Here is a 16,234-nt window from a genome sequence, read left to right on the forward strand (position 1 = left end):
GACTGTTTATGCGCCGCCAAGCCCGTTTCTTTTCTTCCATTCGTCAAATCCCGGAATCAGCAAAGGGCCGCGCAATGCCGCCGTTGACGCGCGCGCTTTACCACCAGCGCCCCGATAATGCCGACTTGCCGCGCTTCCAGGGCGCGGCGGCGCAAAACCGGTTGTTGCGCCTGGCGGGTCACGTCCTGCTTGCCGCCTGTGCCATTCTGCTGATTTCAGCGCTGACCGTTGCCGTCTTCGCGCCGGTCTCGATCTTGGTGCCGGTGCTTTATGGCAATGCTGGCGCGCTGCTGGTCCTTACCGCCGGTTTACGCTCCGTCGGCTACGCGACGGCCTGGCGTCAGGCTGCACTTGCCGGCGGTGAACCGGATGCGGAAGAGGCACCTCCGTCTGAGGACGAACGCGATTGGATCGGCCGGCAACTCAGTCGCATCCTGGCGATCGTGGCCCGTTTGGTCGGCCCCGAAACCGTCGATCTCCTGGTTTTTTCGCTGGCGGCGCTGCTCACGGGACTGACAAGCTGGGATCCCAGCCTGCCGGCGGCCGATCCTGGCACGGCCGCCTCGGTACTCGGCGCGGTCGCACTTGCTGCCGCCTTCGGTCTCCTCGTGCTGGAACGGCATTTCGCGGCGGTGCCAGTGGTGCAATGGCCAGAAGCGGCGATGCTCTCCAATCTCGCTCGCGTGCCCATCGCCGTGCTGCTGATGACGGCGATCGGATTGTTCGGCAGCCGTATGGGCAGCCTCTGGCCGGGCCGGTTGATCGCCATCGCCGGCCTGCTGTCGATGCTCGCCGCGCTGGAGCTATTCGTCTGTGCCGTTTTTGGCATGTTTCGCCCGCGCGACGAACGGCAGGAGCCGCGCGCTCTGGCCACCAGCTTCGTCGGCGGCTTCCTGCGCTGGCCGCCGCTGACGCAATTCTCCGCGCTTCAGGAGGGGATTTATGCCCGCACCGGCATTGATCTGCGCCAGGTCTGGGCGTTTTCCTTCATGCGTCGCATCTCGCTTCCCGTCGTGCTCGGCATCGCAGTCGCGGGCTGGCTGTGCACCGGCCTTCGAGAAGTCCCGATGAACGGCAGGGGGATTTACGAACGCTTCGGCCGGCCCGAAGCGGTGCTTGGCCCCGGGCTTCACGCCGGCCTGCCCTGGCCGTTCGGGCGATTGGTCGCCGTGGAATACGGCATTGTCCACGAACTGACCGCCGCAACCCTCCCGCCCGAGGGCGAGGAAAAACTGGCGCCCGCCGAAGACGCTGCCCCCGCCAGCGCCGACCGGCTGTGGGACGTGGTCCACCCGACGGAAAAATCGCAGATCGTCGCCAGCCCGACCCATGACAGCCAGGGTTTCCAGCTTGTCGATCTCGACGTCCGCTTCTTCTACCGCATCGGCCTGTCGGATGAGGCGGCCCTTGCTGCCGCCTACAATCACGCCGATCTTCCGGCGCTGATCCGCAATGTCGCCGGCCGCGTGCTGGTGCGTGAATTCGCTTCCCGCTCGCTGGATGAGGTCGTCAGCGCTGGCCGCACGGCGCTGGAGCGGGAGATTGCGTCACCGCTGCAGGCCGAACTCGACCGGCTCCAAAGCGGTGTCGAAATCGTCGCGGTGGCGGTCGAGGCGGTGCATCCGCCGGCTGGCGCGGCCGCCGCCTATCACGGCGTGCAGGCCGCCGAAATCGGCGCGCGGGCGCTGGTCGTGCGCGAGCGCGGCGCGGCCGCTGCAACGGCGAGCGAGGCCGAGACTGCCGCCGCCGCCGCCCGCGACCGCGCCGCCGCCACGGCCCATGAGACGCTGGCGAGCGCGAACGCCCTCTCCACCCGCGCCGAAGGCGAGCGGAAAGCTTATGCCGCCGGCGGCAAGACATTCCTGCTGGAGCGTTATTTCGAGCAATTGCGCAAGGGCCTGTCGCAGGCAGGCGCCCTGATCGTTGACCATCGTCTGGCGGAGACGGAAGCGCCGGTCACCGATTTGCGCATCTTCACGCCGCCGGTCGACGGCATCACCAGCAACGGCACCACCGAGGCAAAGCCGTGACTCATCACCATCATCATGAAGCCGACGATCACCATCACGGGCATCACCACCACTATCACCATGGCCATGAGGGCGCTCCGCTGTCGCGCTGGCGGGCGCTGATCGGCGGGCTGCTGGTCGTCGTGGCATTGGCGACGGCCTGCCTGTTGCAGGTCCATGCCGGCGAGGCGGTGGTGATCACCCGCTTCGGCAATCCGGTGCGCACGCTGCTTGAACCGGGCCCAGCCTGGAAACTGCCGGTTCCGGTGGAGACGGCCAATGCAGTTGATCTCAGGCTGCGCACCACCTCCAGCGGCTTGCAGGATGTCGGCACCCGCGACGGCCTGCGCATCATCGTCAATGCCTATGTCGGCTGGCGGGTCGAGCCGCAGGACAAGGATATCCGCCTGTTCATGCGCGCCGTGCGCAACGAGCCGGACCAGGCGGCCGGCCAGATCCGCAGCTTCGTCGGCTCGGCGCTGGAAACGGCGGCAAGCGGCTTTAATCTCTCCAGCCTGATCAACACCGATCCCTCGAAACTCGAGCTTCAAGGTTTCGAGGACAAGGTGCGCGCCCAGATCGAGCGGCCCTTGCGCGACACCTATGGCATCAGCGTCGCGCAGGTCGGCATCGAGAGTGTCACCCTGCCGGCCGTCACCCTCGACGCCACCATCGACCGGATGCGGGCCGAGCGCGAAACCATCGCCGTCGAGCGCACCGCCGACGGCAGGCGGCAGGCGGCCGAAATCCGCTCGGCGGCGGAGCGGGATGCCCGCATCCTGCAGGCCGATGCCAGCGTCAAGGCCGCCGATGCGGAAGCCGCCGCGACCGCCGAGGCTGCCGCCATCTACGGCAAGGCCCATGCGGCTGCCCCGCAGCTTTACGAACTGCTGCGCTCGCTCGATACGCTCGGCGCCGTCATCGGCGAGAAGACCCGCCTGATCCTGCGCACCGATGCCGCCCCCTTCCGTATGCTGACGGACGGCCTACCCTCGGGCACGGCCGGGGAAAGCGGCGGCAAATGAACGAGCACGCATCCATAGCATCGGGGGAACGGACAGGCAGCGAGGACAGCCCCTGGCTGCAGGCCGGGCGGCTGGGGTTCCGCATTCTCTATGCCGTGACCGTTGTTGCCGCACTCGCTTGGACGGTGTCGAATATCCGCGAGATCGGGCCGGACAACCAGGCCGTCGTCTTCCGCTTCGGCGCGGTGCAGCGCCTGCAGCAGGCCGGGCTGCTGTTCGCCTGGCCGCGACCCTTCGAGGATGTCGTGCTGGTGCCCGCGCCGGATCGTGTCCTTGAACAGCCAGTGCAGGATGGGGCGGGTACGGGCTATCTGCTCACCGGCGATGCCGGCGTGGTGCGGCTCGAGGTCAGCGTCTTCTACAAGGTCGCCGACCCGGAGCGCTACGTGCTGCAGGCCGGTCATATCACGCCGGCGCTCAACCGGCTGGCGACGCGCAACATGATCCTGCTCTGCGCCGGCCGCGATCTTGACAGCATCCTCGTTGCCCGTCCCGAACTGATCGGGGCCGATAGCGATGCCGTCCAGCGCCGCGAGCGGCTGCGCGGCGAACTGGTCGAGGGCATCAACCGCAGCCTTGCAGCCCTGCAGGAAAACGGCGCCGGGCTCGGCATCCGCGTCGAGCGCGTCGATATCCGCTCGGCGCTGCCCGAACCGGCGGTTGCCGCCTTCAATGCCGTGCTCACCGCCAGCCAGGAAGCGCGCCAGGCCGTTGCGAGCGCCAGCAACGATGCGGCGAAGACCGCGCAGGCCGCCACGCAAGCCGCCAACCAGACCATCCAGGCGGCGCAAGCCGGCGCCGACGAACGCATCGCCCGGGCCAAGGCGGACACCGCCGCCATAATCAGCCTATCGCAGATGGTGCAGAGCGACACGGGCCTTCTGTCTCGGCTTTATCGCGACCGCATCGCCGGCATCCTGGCGAAGGCTCGCTCGGTTACGACGGTCGATCCGGCCATGGGCCGGCATCTCATCCTGCAGGGCGGTGACAAATGAGCGACATGACCGGCGGCCACATCCATTCCCACGGCCACGCCCCGATCCTGCGCGGCGGCGCGCTGACGGCGGCAGAAAAACGCATCGCGGCCCGCCGCATCGTGCTGGCGATGACGGCGGCCGGGCTGCTGGTGCTCGGCATGCTGTGGCCGTGGATGTTGGCCGGGCAGGAGGGTGTCGGGCAATTGCTGCTGGGTGCGGCCTCGCTGCTGGTCGGCCTTCCCGTACTCGCGGCCGCCGCCGGCAGCCTGCGCGATCCCGATCTACATGGCGTCACCGACCAGTTGGTGGCGCTTGCCGTCATCGGTGCATGGGCGACCGGCGACCTGCTTACCGCCGCGCTTTTGCCGGTGATCATGACGGTCGGCCATGCGCTGGAGGAACGTAGCATCGTCGGCTCGCAGGAGGCGATCGCCGCCCTGCGCGACCTGACGAAAAGCCACGCCCGGCGCATCGAACCGGACGGCAGCGTCACCGAAGTCGATGGTGACGAGCTGCGGCCCGGCGACCGCATCGAGGTGCGCGCCGGCGACCGGGTTCCGGCCGACGGCATCGTGCTCACGGGACAGGCGAGCCTCGACACCGCGCCGATCACCGGCGAATCCATACCCGTGGAGGCAATGGCCGGCGCGCACGTCTTCGCCGGGGCCATCAATCTCGACGGGCTGCTGTCCGTCGAAGTCACCCGCACCGGCGCGGATTCGACGCTCGGCAAGGTGATTTCCCTGATGCAGGGTGCCGAGCGCTCGAAACCGCCGGTGACGCGGCTTCTGGATCGCCATGCCGGCCAGTATATCGGGCTGGTGCTGCTGGTGGCGGCGCTGAGCTGGTTTGCGACCGGCAATTCCGAGATCATGCTGGCGGTGATCGTCGCCGCCTGTCCCTGCGCGCTGGTGCTGTCCGCCCCGGCCACCGCCATTGCCGGCGTCGCCGTCGCCGCCCGCCACGGTATCCTGGTGCGCGGCTCCGCCTTCCTGGAGGAGTTCGCCGACCTGACCTCGCTGGTCATCGACAAGACCGGCACGCTGACCTATGGCGCGCTGCATTTGCAGGATATTCTTTTGGCACCGGGTGCGGTCGAGGCCGACATTCTGCCGCTCGCCGCAAGCCTCGGCGCTGCCAGCAGCCATCCCGTCAGCCGGGCGCTGGCGGCAACCGTCGCACCCGACGCCCGCCATCCGCTGGCGGCGGTGCGCGAACAGCAGGGGCTCGGCGTCGTCGCCGAGACGGCGCACGGGGTGGCGGCGCTCGGCCGGCCGGAACTGTTTGCACAATTGCGGGTCGGGACCCCGCCTGCGCCGGTCTGGGACGGCCCCATTGTCGGGCTTTCGCTCGGCGAAACTTTCCTCGCCTGGCTGCTGCTCTCCGACGCGGCGCGGCCGGAGGCTGGCACGGCGCTGGCTGACCTGCGCAGCCTCGGCGTTGGCCGCCAGATGCTGCTGACCGGCGACCGGCGCAGCGCCGCCGAGGCGGTGGCGAGAGAGGTCGGCATCGCCCGCGTCGCCTCGCAGGCCCTGCCGGAAGACAAGCTGACAGCGGTCACCCAGGAAATCGAGGCCGGCTTCCGGCCGCTGGTGGTCGGCGACGGCATCAACGATTCGCTGGCGCTGAAGGCCGGCGTCGTCGGCGTCGCCATAGGGGCCGGCGGGGCGGACATCGCGCTTGCCTCGGCCGACGTCATCCTCGTCGGCAACGATTTGCGCCGGCTCGGCACCTGCATGCGCCTCAGCCGCAAATGCCGCCGCATCCTGCAGGCCAACGTGGTGATCGGCCTCGGCTGGACCGTCGGCATCATGATCGCGGCGATGTTCGGCCTGCTCGGGGTCGCCGGCGCGCTGGTTGCCGCGATCCTGCACAATCTCAGCACGCTGCTGGTGCTTGCCAATGCCGGCCGTCTGCTACGGTTTCAGGAATTGTTGGGGGACAATGAGAAAACGGCGGGCTGACCGCTGCTCGTTGTCACGCCTATATTGTCTGTCCGCTGCGGAGGTTTATGTGCCGCGGCCGATTCAAGTTCCGCCGGTGAACCCATCGAATTGCCGTAATTCAGCTCCCACTTACGACCACCGAAATCTGCGCAATAACGGCCTCCTCATCGTGATTAGCAAGTCCGGAATCTATGCCTTGGTGACCGCGTCCTTCGTGGCGCTGACTGTTCCAGCAATGGCGCATCCACACGTCTTTGCCGACGGGCGGGTGATCCTGGACCTTGATGCGCCACATCAGCTGACGGCTGTGAGGAACGAGTGGACGTTCGACAAGCCTTTCTCGTCCTTCGCGGTCATCGGGCTCGACAAGAACCATGACGGCAAGCTGGAGCCATCGGAACTCAGGTCCCTCGCCGAGACCTCGATGAAGTCGCTGGCCGACTACCATTTCTTCACCTGGGTTACGCGAAACGGTGTGGAAGTGGAGCTTTCCACGCCGCGGGACTACGTCTATCGCTTCTCCCACGGCCGCTTGACCCTGAGTTTCAGCATGCCTCTGAAGACGCCGGCTCCCATCGATGACGACGTTAAGATCGAGGTGTTCGACCCGGAATATTTCGTTGCCTACACCTTCCCGGAACAGGGGGCGATCAAGCTCGCTGGCCCGGGGTCAGGCTGCCGCGCAACCTATATTCCTCCCAAGCCTCTCGATGATCAGATCATGGCAACGCTGGCTGCCATTCCTGCCGAAGAGCACGACCTGCCGTCGGCATTGAGGGATGCGGCAGTGGGGCTTGCCAATATTTTCACGGTCAAATGCCCATGAAAGACCTGCGTATCGCGCTGGCGCTCGCCGTCTCGCTTGCGGCACATGGCGTGGCGCTGGCCGCAACAAGTCCGTTCGGCATCGCCACGCCTGACTCGCCTGCCGGTGCCGGCATCTCGGGGCCGGCCGCGCCGCTCTATCTGGCTGCCATCCGGTTGCAGACCGAGTTCTATCAGAAGCTCACGTCGGGCCTCGATGCCTTTTCCAGCGATCCGCACGCGGGCCTTTGGCTGGTGGCCTTGAGTTTTCTCTACGGGATCTTCCATGCGGTGGGTCCGGGACACGGAAAGGCCGTCATCTCGTCCTTCGTGCTTGCGACCGGAGAACGATTGCGGCAGGCAGTGCTGATCTCGCTGCTCGCCAGCGCCCTGCAGGCAGCCTCCGCAATCGCGATCATCTTTACCGCGACGGCGCTGTTCGATGCGACCGCCGCGCAGGTCACATCGCTCACCGACAAGCTGGAAATGGGCAGCTACGGCCTGATCACCCTGCTGGGCCTGACCCTTCTCGTTTCGAAAGGCCGGCTGTTTGCGCGTCGATGGGGAAGGGTGGAGGGGCCGGCGGGCTCATTTGCCTGCGAGGAGGTGAGGGGGCCTCACCGGCACGATGCGGCATGCGGATGCCTGCCCGTCGATCGCCTGGCAACGGCCGGTCCGGGGGCGTCCCGGACGGAAAAGCTTCAAGCGATCCTTTCGATCGGCCTGCGCCCGTGTTCGGGCGCCCTGATCGTGCTGGTCTTTGCGCTGTCACGCCATCTTGCGCTGGCCGGGACTATGTCCGTGGTGGCCATGGCGGCGGGAACTGCCTTGACCGTCATCTTCGTCGCCGCCTTGTCGGTGCTGGCGCGCGGTTTCCTTTCGCGGCTCGCCCTGTCGAAGGTGGGCGCAGCGCAAGGTTTCACAGCGGGCCTCGAACTTGCCGGGGCCTGCGCCGTCTTTCTGTTCGGCGCGACGATGCTCTGCGGCCTGCTCGTTTCGGGTGGCGTGTCGTAGCCGCCGCTACGGTTCGCAGATCGGCAGCGATCGTGGTTCGGGCGCGGGATGATCCGCCTGGTATTGCGCAATGATCGGTTCGAGCTTGCTGGCCGGCAGGAAGCGCGGCGCGCCGATCTGCTTCAGGCATGTCGCGTTCCAATAGGCGCCGGTCGCCGGCAACTTGCCGCCGGCTTTCACCCTTTTCGTGACGGCGTCGATGTCGGAGGATTCGGGATAGATGTAGAGGGTCGTGGGGTTATCCCTGACCATCGGGATGATCTGCCTGGCGTCGGAGGCGGACCAGCTTGTGCAGCCATTGCTGCGTCCTGCGGCATAGTCGACCAGCTTGCCGAACAGCACATATCCATCCTTGTTCGCATGCGCGTCGCCCGGACTCTTGCGAAGGCATATGCCCTTGACGAGCTGGGCTGCATGTCCCCCGATCGCGCGGCTGCGGGCATTGGCGGTTTCTCCTTCGCCGTCGAACTGGACGAAGGAGCGGATCAATGCAGCATCCTGCCGATTTTGGTCGCGGTAGATTCCCTTGAACGACGTCTTGACCTCGCTCGTCATATAGGCGCCGCCGGCCGTAAGGTTGGATCCTTCGGCATTGCCGAAATTGGCGGCGCATGTCCTGCCGTTCGAGAAATCCAGGACACCTTTCAGATTGCGACCGCTGCCATGGCCGGAGGGGACGGCTCGAAACGCCTGCTCCGCCTCGCATATGGTGTAGAAGCGTCGTCCGAGATGCCCTTCGCCGAGATCGGCCGGCCGCGTCGCATCCATGGCGAAGTAGCAGGGGTTCCTGACAGTCCCCTCACGGACCTTTCGCATGTACAGCGCGCGGGCCCGCTTGAGGACCACCGGCGCAATCTGGCCGTCTTCCTCGCCGACATGCCCTTCCAGCCAAGCCGGCACGGTCTGGTCCCGGGTCGCCGCATGAACCGGCGTCCAAACGGCGAGAGCGATCCCGATGGCGCCCAAGATAGAGGCGGCTGCGTTCTTGATGGTGAGGGTCGTGCGCACTTGGTTTGCTTTCTCTGGAGACGCTTGCAGGAATAATAGGCTCTTCTGCATGGAAGCTGATCGTATCCTAAAGCGCTTCGCTGGCTTTTACTGATCGATTTAGTCCTTTGTAAGTTTTGCACCGTTACCGGAAAGCAGTGCAATTTTTGACGAGATTTGCCAGCGCCACCAGATCCATTGCCGCGTCGGCCATGGCAGTGATGACTCTTATCAGCCTCTGGGCGCCTCAGGTGAAGCAGAAGATATGCCGAAAATGCCATCCGCCACACAGTCCTAAGGGCAGGCGTCTGCCCAAAACGGCATATCTTTTCGCGCAACGGCTCCGCACTTTGCATCCCTGGCGAAGTACGCAGCCGCTTTTTTTAAGATGTCTCGCTCCTCGGTGACGCGAGCCAGTTCCTTCTTCAGCCGCCTGATCTCCTCGGCCTCATCGTTGCCCTTGGCGTTCGACGCGGCAAACTTCTTCTTCCATTCATACAGGCCGGCCGGACCTGTCGAAGCTCAAGCCGGCCGGTGTCGCGATGCCGGTCATGTGCACGCTGCGCTCGCCGGCTGGTGTAAAGCGATAGATTTCATCGCGGGAATAGGATGCAACATAGATCATGCCATCAGGGCCAATGGTCAGCCCGGAGGGGCCGGAAAGCCCATCCGCGAACGTCGTGCGGTTGCCGGCCGGGTCGATGCGCAAACCCGGTCGGCACTCCATTCAGCCACAAACAGATTGCCGGCAGCATCGAACGCCATGCCGACCGGCGAACTAAAGCCGTCCCATAGCTTTTCCGGCACGGCCGTGTTCGCATATGCGGCCGTCGGCGCCATGATGGGGAAAGCAGGCGCCACGGCGAGGATGAGAGCGCCGGCGGCGCTCAGAAAACGAAGAGGGTTCATCATACCGCTTGCTCCTGCTGGACGGGGAACCGGGCGGCGAACACTTCCTTGGCGGCGAACAGTCCGTTGAGCGCCGCCGGGAAGCCGGCATAAACAGCCATCTGTATGATGGTTTCGGTGATTTCGTCCTTGGTCAGCCCGACATTCAGCCCCGCCTCTATATGGACCTTCAATTGCGGGGTCGCGGTTCCCATCGCGGTCAGCGCCGCGATTGTGGCGATCTCGCGGGCGCGCAGATCGAGGCCGGGACGGCTGTAGATGTCGCCAAACGGAAACTCGAAGAGGTAGTTCGCGAAGTCGGGGGCAATGTCGGCCAGAGCGGCAACGACATTGTGGCCGGCCGCGCCGTCGATTTCAGCGAGTACCCGCTTGCCGCGTTCCAGCCGGCTTTCGCCGGCGCTCGGGGATTGGTGCGTCATAGTCCTTCATCCTCTGTTCCTTGCCGGCATATCCGGCAATCTTGGTGTCGAGGACGACAAGGCAGGCTTGCAGTTCGGCCACATGGGCGCGGACGCGCTCGCGGTGCTGTTCGAGCAATGCGCTGCGTTCCGCTTCCGTGCCGACGCCGCGCTCCCGCAAGGCTGCATAGTGCAGCATTTCTCGGATAGGCATCCCGGTCGTTTTGAGGCGGTCGAGAAATTCTATCCAGATCAGGATTGATGCGTCGTAGTCACGTTGGCCCGATTGGTCCCTGTCGGCATGGGGAAGCAGCCCGATCCGCTCATAGTAGCGGATGGTATGGGCCGACAGTCCCGAACGCTTCGCCAGTTCGCCAATCTTCATGAACGCCCTTCTTTCGTCACGACGCACGGGAAGCTACAGGTTAGAGCGCACTCTATGTCAAGGGGTCAAGTGTCGCAGAAATCCTAAGATCCGAGCAGGATCGCGCCAGCAGCAACAATGATGCAGGCGAGAATAGGCGCGCCCTTTCCCGAGCACCAGACGCTGGCGAGAGAGGGAGCGAGCCGTCGCCCGACACCTCCGGCGCGGAAACATCATGCCCAGCCGCCGTGCTGAGAGTCGGTGCTGAGGTCCCTCGACGTGATTTTCGCTGTTTTGCGCGATGATTGGGCCATTTCTCTATAATGACAAAACGCCCGATGATGCACTTCGGCACCGGGGGACGGTGTTGCATCCTGCCGAGTGCCAAACACAAGCCCGCTGCTGCTGTCGTTCGTAGATTTATCCCACGTGAGGGTAACACTCGCCGGCAGACGTTATGCATATGAAACACGTCATGTTGGGAATGGACCTGTCTCACATGCTTTGACATGTAGGGCGCGTTCGATGGCTGGGGCAGGGGTATTTGAGTTTTTCCGATCAGGACCATCATCCACTGGAAGAGGCTTTGGGCGCCCAGTCCCCTTTCTGGTCCGAATTCCGTGTAGAATGCGGGGGCATGGAGGAGAGTTGGACGACGGCGCGTGCGTTTTTCGACGATGCCGCTGCCATCGACGCTTTCATGAATTATGAACGCACGCATCACAGCCATATGGACGACAAGACATGTGCCGCCTTGATGATGATCGATTACTGCTATGTCTTCATGTTGGCGACGATCCCGCTCGTCGCCGCATCGGGTATCGTGCCCGATCTGACGCCTGAACGCATTGCGTTGCGGATGTTCGACGACCGCCATGATCACGACGGCGAGGTTCATGACGTTCGTCGCGCCGATATCCGCTACCTTTCCCAACGTTTTTCGACGGACCGACTGTCTCTTGGTCATCATCCGGATGCGACGCTTCTTCCTGGCCGAGGAGAGCTTTGCGATGCCTTCCGGGTCGCCATCGAAAATCATTTTTCAGCGTTGATCGAGGTTCTGGTGAAAAGGTCCGGTCTAGGCCGCCCTGCTCTGTGGCGGCTGGTCGCCGACGCTGTCGCCGGACGATGGCTGGAGGTCGGCCGACACCTCAACTGCCTCAGTCAGGCGCGGCAAGACGCCATGCGCGTGGTCAAACACACGGGTTCGCCGCTTTATAACAAGCAATTACATTTCTTCGATCTGACGTTGCACGATGATAACCGCAAGCCAATCGGTTCCTGGACGTTTCGGGCAAGGGGTGGCTGCTGTCGGTACTACACCGTTGCGGAGGGCGCGTTGTGCTCGACCTGCGTTCTGAAAAAGCCGGAAATCCGCGACGCCGAGCTGCTCGATACCATGCGCAGACACGTCGCCTTGCTGACGGCCGGACAGCCAACATGAAGATGATGTTTCAGGGCAACAGCGCGTCGGAAAGCTGACTGCATCCGGCTTTAAAGATGATTTTTATATTCCACTTTTCGCTGTTATGTGCATGCTTGACGCGTGAATTTGTAGCATGGGCGTTGCATGGCCGACATAGTGACAAGCAGATCCGACGAAATCGAGAGGCTTTACCAGACCGAGCGCCGCCGGCTCGAGCGTATGGTCACGCGTAAGGTCGGCCCGTCTCAGGCGTCCGATGTGGTGCAGGAGGTCTTCGCGCGAATCTGGGAGAAGGCCAAGGAACATGTCGTGCTGACGCCCTCCTATCTGAGCCGCTGCGCAAGCAACTCGGCGATCGATCAGCTGCGCGTCGAGAAGCGTCACAAGGCCTTGGCGGATAAGATCACCGCTGACCAATATGCCGCGCCAGTCGCAACGCCGCTCCAGATCGTCGAAGCCAGGGACGGCATCCGTCATCTCGACGACACCATCAGGCGCCTGCCGGAGCGTACCCGCCACGTCTTCCTGCTGAACCGCGTTCATGGCTGCACTTACCAGGAAATTGCCGCCACGATGGGCCTCAGCTACATCATGGTGGAGCGCGAGATGGCGAAAGCCCTGCTTGCCTGCCGGGAAAGCTTCAAATAACGCTTCCAGCATGAGGGTCGGTCGCCTTTCGCTCCGTTATCATCTTGAACGGGAAGATCGATCGAGCGCTTGCCTCCGCTATCTAGGGTAATAACGGCCATGGCAGATAATGAAAAGGCGGCCGGAAACCTGTCGGGTGTCGAAGCGGAAGCCGTCGCCTGGTTCACCCGGATGAACGGCAAGCCTTCGCGGGCCGATCGTGACCACTTCGCGGCGTGGTTGAACGCCGATCCGGCACACGGACGCGCCTATGACGACCTTCAGATCCTGTGGTCCTCGGCTGGCGGGCCGGGCGCAGACGTGGCACGTGAGGAGGAACACACCCTCTCACGTCATCTGGATAATGTCCGGCGCATGCGTGAGAAGAAGGCATCAGGCAAGGCCGGAGCGATCATCGGCCTCTGTCTGATGTCCTGTCTGGCGGGGGCGTGGATGTGGCTTGAGAGACCGAACGTGTTTCAGGATCTTCAGGCCGACTATGTCACGGCCCGCGGCGAGCGACGCACGGTCGAATTGAAGGATGGTTCGACGATCCTCCTGGATGCGGACACGGCCATCGATGTCGATATGGGGACGTCGGAAAGACGTGTCCAACTCCTGCGCGGAACCGCATCCTTCACGGTCAAGCGATCCGATATCCCCTTCATCGTGAAGGCCGGGGACGGAGAGGCGAGGGTTCTCGGCACGACCTTCGATGTCGCGGTGCAGGATGACGGCGTGTCGGTGACGCTCGAAAGCGGCAGTCTGCAGGTCACCGGCACTGCGACATCACAGCGTGTGGTCCTCGCGCCTGGAGAAGGTGTCGCCTACAGCGCCTCCGGGATCGGCAGGTCGCAGAAGGTCGATCTTGGAGAGCGCACAGCCTGGCATGATGGGCGTTTCGTGTTCAACAATGCCCGCCTCGTGGACGTCCTCAGGCAGATCGAGCGCTACCGTCCGGGCCGAATTGTGCTTCTTTCCGATACGCTCGCGGAAAGAAGGGTAAGCGGAAGTTTCTCGGTCGATGACCCGGATGCGGCACTTGCGTCCGTTCAGTCACTGGTCGGATTCACGATGAATGATGTTGCGGGCCGCCTCGTCATCGTCAGGCCCTGAACGGCTCTTTTGTCTATGTGCAAAAAGTTTGAATTTTTCGCTTTTCTGATGAGGGTGGCCCCCGGCCAGCTCCGTTACCTCAACAGGATGACGGCAGACCGATAGAAGGGGATCTGTCGCCATTCCCGAATGATCTGAGGGAATAGGGGCATTTGATGAAGACCGGAAGATTGGGGCGCAACGCGGCTATGCTGCTCGCGACGACAGTGCTTGGCGCAGTGGATGTTGGTCCACTCGCCGTTGGGAGCGCGATGGCGCAGACCGCGACACAGCAGGTCTACAGTTTCGATATTCCGGCAAAACCCATTCGCCAGGCCATGAACGATATCGGGCGGATCTCAGGCCTCGCCGTCATATTTGACGAAACGTCTGCGGCGTCGCTGAATGGGCGCCCGGTCCGTGGTTCCATGACCGCGTCCGAGGCTGTTTCCGTCCTTTTGTCGGGTACGGATCTTCAGTACCGCTTCACCAACGGCAATACCGTTACCATCGCCAGCACGTCGGCGGTCACCACTGGTGATACCGCAGCCCTGTCGGGCGATACCGTTCTGGCGCCGATCATGATCTATGGTTCGCGCAATGCGACGACCCTCAATGATACCTCGGCGAGTGTCGGAATCCTGACCGCCAATGAGATTGCCGACAGCCAGGTCCGCAATATCCGCGATGGTTTCCAGCGCATGGCCAACGTCATGGACGGCGACTGGACCGACGCAGGTTTTGTCATTCGCGGCGTCAATTCCGAGGGGCTTGTTCCCGGTGGCGCGCCGCTTGCGACACTCTATGTCGATGGTGTCCAGCAAACGGTGCGTGGTGCCCGGCGCGGCGCCCGCGGGCTGTTCGACGTCGAACAACTCGAAGTCTATCGGGGTCCGCAGTCGACGCTGTCCGGTCGCGCCTCCATGGCGGGCGCCGTCTACGTCAAAACCAAGGATCCCGTATTCGAGCGCGAGGGAGAACTTTCCGGAACGGTCGGCACGGGCAATCTCCATGGCACGGCGTTCATGGTCAACACGCCGCTGGTGGAGGACGTGCTCGCCCTGCGTATCGCCGGGGAGTTCGAGCGCAGCAAGAATGATATCAATTACCCGACATTCGAAAATTACGACCGCTACAGCGATTTCACGCATGACACCTATTATCAGATCCGCGGCAAGGTCCTCTTCCAGCCGGCGGAGATGCCTGAAACGCGCGCTCTGTTGAGCTATTCCTTCTCGCACGATGATCCCTATGTCCGCGACATCGGCGGTCCGGCCGGTTCCCTGGGCTTCAGCTTCGATGAAGAGCGCGGCGATTACCAGATTCCGGCCTATATCGAATACAGGCCAACCCGCGTACACAATGTGGGCTTGGACGTAACTCACGATATCACCGATGAGTTGAAGCTGACGTCGCTATCGGCTTTCAGTTATTCCGACACCGATCGCTTTTCGCCGAACTACGGCACGGCAGGGGAGGTCAACACCTATCACGGCTATTACAAGGAATGGATCGCATCGCAGGAAGTGCGCCTGAACTACTCGGGTGAAAAGTGGAACTGGGTCGGCGGGGTCTACTTCGCCTATGAAGACGAGAAGAACTTCTACGATCGCACAATCCCGCTGACGCCGACGATCGGTCGTAACCAAGTCCAGCACAACACCCAGAAATCGTTCAACGCCGCTATCTTCGGCGAGGCGACCTACGAGTTCGTTCCGACATGGAAGGTCACCCTTGGTGGCCGTCTCGACTACACTGACCAGGACATCACCCAGCATCTCGTCCGCACCCAGCCATTGGGCGGCACGACGACCGTACTCACCAATTATGGCGCGTCGTTCGATGAAGTCAATTTCGTGCCCAAGATCGGCCTTTCGAAGGACCTCACCGACACCCAGACGGTCGGCGTCACCTATTCGCAGGGCTTCCGCACCGGAGGCGCGAGCTACAATTCTGCCAGCGCGACAGCCTATACCTATGAGCCGGAAACGGCTTCGACCTACGAGATCTTCTACAAGGGGAGCTTCCTGGACGAGCGGCTGAAACTGAACTCGAACGTCTTCTTCACCCAATACAGCGACCAGCAGGTCCAGATGCAGCTCGACCCGGCCGACGCGACGACCCGCCGCATCCTCAATGCCGCCTCGTCGGAAGCCTGGGGTTTCGAGATCGAGCCCTCGTACGAGGTGAACGACAATCTCGAGACCTTCGTCTCGCTCGGCTATGTCCACACTGAGTTCAAGGACTTCAACGATCTGACTTACGGTGACCTTACCGGGCTGCCGTTCCCGGAGGCGCCGGAATGGACCGTGGGGCTGGGTGCGCGCTATACGTTCGACAACGGCGTCTTCGTCGGCACAGACGCAAAATACACGTCTCGCTATCTGGCACGGCTCGGCAGCCTGCCGCACGACTATCTGGACAACCGCTGGATCGTGAACATGCAGGCCGGCTACAAGACGGAGCGCTGGGAGATCAACGCTTTCGTGCAGAACCTGCTGGACGAGAAGTACTTCGTCTACAACGACAACAATATCGCTGCCACGCTGGGTGAACGCCGTCGCGTCGGCATGAACCTCAAGGTCAAGTTCTGAGCATGCGGGCTGGAGCGATGCCTTGGCTATCGCTCCAGCCGCGACGTATGGGATTTCAC

At 63.3% G+C, this 16,234-nt stretch carries 14 protein-coding genes and 1 pseudogene; 10 read left to right on the forward strand and 5 right to left on the reverse strand.

The window, feature by feature from the left end; translation table 11 throughout:
• The first annotated feature begins 74 nt into the window (after positions 1-74).
• Genes GR158_RS25570 through GR158_RS16980 form a run of 6 tightly spaced genes read left to right on the forward strand, consistent with a single transcriptional unit; the run spans position 75 to position 7,775 of the window.
• On the forward strand, positions 75-2,030 hold the full coding sequence (locus tag GR158_RS25570; protein ID WP_160871898.1) for an SPFH domain-containing protein: 1,956 nt from the start codon (positions 75-77) through the stop codon (positions 2,028-2,030).
• Positions 2,027-3,034 (forward strand): protease modulator HflC, encoded by a 1,008-nt coding sequence (gene hflC / locus GR158_RS16960; RefSeq protein WP_160871899.1) that lies wholly within the window; start codon positions 2,027-2,029, stop codon positions 3,032-3,034. Before GR158_RS25570 ends, hflC begins: the two co-directional genes overlap by 4 nt.
• Complete coding sequence (gene hflK / locus GR158_RS16965; protein WP_160871900.1) at positions 3,031-4,029, forward strand: protease modulator HflK; 999 nt, start codon at positions 3,031-3,033, stop codon at positions 4,027-4,029. Before hflC ends, hflK begins: the two co-directional genes overlap by 4 nt.
• On the forward strand, positions 4,026-5,975 hold the full coding sequence (locus GR158_RS16970) for a cation-translocating P-type ATPase (protein WP_202402324.1): 1,950 nt from the start codon (positions 4,026-4,028) through the stop codon (positions 5,973-5,975). The genes hflK and GR158_RS16970 overlap by 4 nt, the downstream gene beginning before the upstream one ends.
• A 49-nt stretch (positions 5,976-6,024) precedes the next feature.
• A complete protein-coding gene (locus GR158_RS16975; RefSeq protein WP_160871901.1) occupies positions 6,025-6,783 on the forward strand; it encodes a DUF1007 family protein in 759 nt (252 codons plus the stop codon).
• Positions 6,780-7,775 carry a nickel/cobalt transporter gene (locus tag GR158_RS16980; protein WP_160871902.1) on the forward strand — a complete coding sequence of 332 codons (996 nt, stop codon included), beginning with the start codon at positions 6,780-6,782 and terminating at the stop codon, positions 7,773-7,775. Before GR158_RS16975 ends, GR158_RS16980 begins: the two co-directional genes overlap by 4 nt.
• Before the next feature lie 6 nt (positions 7,776-7,781).
• Here the strand turns inward: GR158_RS16980 and GR158_RS16985 are convergent, their stop codons facing one another.
• From GR158_RS16985 to GR158_RS17000, 5 genes and pseudogenes are all read right to left on the reverse strand, one after another.
• The gene (locus GR158_RS16985; RefSeq protein ID WP_371731735.1) at positions 7,782-8,732 is read right to left on the reverse strand and encodes a hypothetical protein; all 951 of its coding nucleotides are present in this window, start codon (positions 8,730-8,732) and stop codon (positions 7,782-7,784) included.
• A 373-nt stretch (positions 8,733-9,105) separates the two neighbouring features.
• Positions 9,106-9,263, reverse strand: a pseudogene (locus GR158_RS25655) (IS3 family transposase); the annotation flags it as partial.
• Entirely contained in the window at positions 9,256-9,471 is a 216-nt protein-coding gene (locus GR158_RS16990; RefSeq protein ID WP_160871903.1) for a hypothetical protein, read from the reverse strand. The pseudogene GR158_RS25655 and the gene GR158_RS16990, both read right to left, overlap by 8 nt.
• 199 nt (positions 9,472-9,670) lie before the next feature.
• Positions 9,671-10,090 (reverse strand): carboxymuconolactone decarboxylase family protein, encoded by a 420-nt coding sequence (locus GR158_RS16995; protein ID WP_160871904.1) that lies wholly within the window; start codon positions 10,088-10,090, stop codon positions 9,671-9,673.
• Positions 10,026-10,454 carry a MerR family transcriptional regulator gene (locus GR158_RS17000; protein ID WP_160871905.1) on the reverse strand — a complete coding sequence of 143 codons (429 nt, stop codon included), beginning with the start codon at positions 10,452-10,454 and terminating at the stop codon, positions 10,026-10,028. Before GR158_RS17000 ends, GR158_RS16995 begins: the two co-directional genes overlap by 65 nt.
• 523 nt (positions 10,455-10,977) lie before the next feature.
• Here GR158_RS17000 and GR158_RS17005 point away from each other — a divergent pair.
• From GR158_RS17005 to GR158_RS17020, 4 genes are all read left to right on the forward strand, one after another.
• Positions 10,978-11,877 carry a ferric iron reductase gene (locus tag GR158_RS17005; protein WP_160871906.1) on the forward strand — a complete coding sequence of 300 codons (900 nt, stop codon included), beginning with the start codon at positions 10,978-10,980 and terminating at the stop codon, positions 11,875-11,877.
• A gap of 138 nt (positions 11,878-12,015) precedes the next feature.
• Positions 12,016-12,507: an RNA polymerase sigma factor gene (locus GR158_RS17010; protein ID WP_160871907.1), complete on the forward strand. Its 492-nt coding sequence runs from the start codon at positions 12,016-12,018 to the stop codon at positions 12,505-12,507.
• A gap of 99 nt (positions 12,508-12,606) precedes the next feature.
• Positions 12,607-13,602: a FecR domain-containing protein gene (locus GR158_RS17015; RefSeq protein ID WP_160871908.1), complete on the forward strand. Its 996-nt coding sequence runs from the start codon at positions 12,607-12,609 to the stop codon at positions 13,600-13,602.
• Positions 13,603-13,757: 155 nt separating this feature from the next.
• Positions 13,758-16,175 (forward strand): TonB-dependent receptor, encoded by a 2,418-nt coding sequence (locus GR158_RS17020; RefSeq protein WP_160871909.1) that lies wholly within the window; start codon positions 13,758-13,760, stop codon positions 16,173-16,175.
• The last annotated feature ends 59 nt before the right edge of the window (positions 16,176-16,234 follow it).

The sequence above is a fragment of the Shinella sp. AETb1-6 genome, from assembly GCF_009826875.1.
In the GTDB taxonomy this organism is placed as follows: domain Bacteria; phylum Pseudomonadota; class Alphaproteobacteria; order Rhizobiales; family Rhizobiaceae; genus Shinella; species Shinella sumterensis.